Annotated in this window: 1 protein-coding gene; it reads right to left on the bottom strand. The window is 74.7% G+C overall.

What is annotated here, in order from left to right; genetic code table 11:
- Positions 1 to 26 precede the first annotated feature (26 nt).
- Positions 27 to 836, bottom strand: coding sequence for a DUF1684 domain-containing protein (locus tag BIV03_RS12860; protein ID WP_071295994.1), 810 nt, complete (start codon positions 834 to 836; stop codon positions 27 to 29).
- Positions 837 to 929 lie beyond the last annotated feature (93 nt).

The following is a 929-nucleotide window of genomic DNA, read 5'->3' on the forward strand; positions in this document are numbered from 1 at the left end:
CGCCGCGCCGCCGCGCCGCCCGCGGCTCACGCCGGCAGCTGCTCCCCCGCCTCCACCGCGACGTCGAGCCGGTTCTCCGCCGGCGGCAACGGGCACGTCGCGTGCGGCGTGTAGGCGCACGGCAGGTTCGTCGCCCGGTTGAAGTCGATCGTCGTCGCGCCCGACGCGTCCGGCGCCGGGACGTCCAGGCTCCGGTTGGCCGCGTACGTCGTCACGCCGCTCGTCCGGTCGGTGAACAGCACCAGCAACCCGTCGCCGTACCCGTTGAACGCCAGGAGCGACCGCGGCCCGTCGAGGTCGAACGTCAGCACGCCCGGTGCCTCGTACACGTGCTGCAGCCCGTCGACCACCGACCCGACGGTCACCGAGCGCGGCGTGTCGAACGGCTCGAAGTGCGCCGGGACCGCGAACGACGGGTCCGGCGAGTACGACGGCGTCCCGGTGTACCCGGTCCGCGTCGGGTTCGAGGGGTGCCGCGGTCGGAGGACGTCGCTGCCGCCACGCCGGGCGACCTCGATGAGGACCCGCTCGTCGCCGTCCTGCCACGCGATGGTCGTGCTCGACCGCTCGGGGAGCGGACCGAACCGGTGCGTGCCCGTCACCGCGACGCCGTCGACCTCGATCGACGCGCCGTCGTCGAGGGTGACGACCGGTCCCGCCTCCGAGGTCGACCACGCCCCGGGCGCGTCGTCGAAGCGCTCCGGCGTGCCCGTCAGCCACCGGATGCTCGTGATCGCGAGGAAGCCGTGCGCACTCGCCCGGGCCGACTCGTGGGCGTCGTGCCACGCGGCCCACTCGGAGCGGAAGTCGGCTGCGGTCGGCGTCGTCGTGGTCATGCCACGACGGTACGTCGTGTCACGGCCGGGTGACGACGCACGTCGTCTCCGGACGTCACGCGGTGCGCGCGACCGGGTCGGGAGGCGCGGTGC

This window comes from Curtobacterium sp. MCBA15_016, from assembly GCF_001865105.1.
In the GTDB taxonomy this organism is placed as follows: domain Bacteria; phylum Actinomycetota; class Actinomycetes; order Actinomycetales; family Microbacteriaceae; genus Curtobacterium.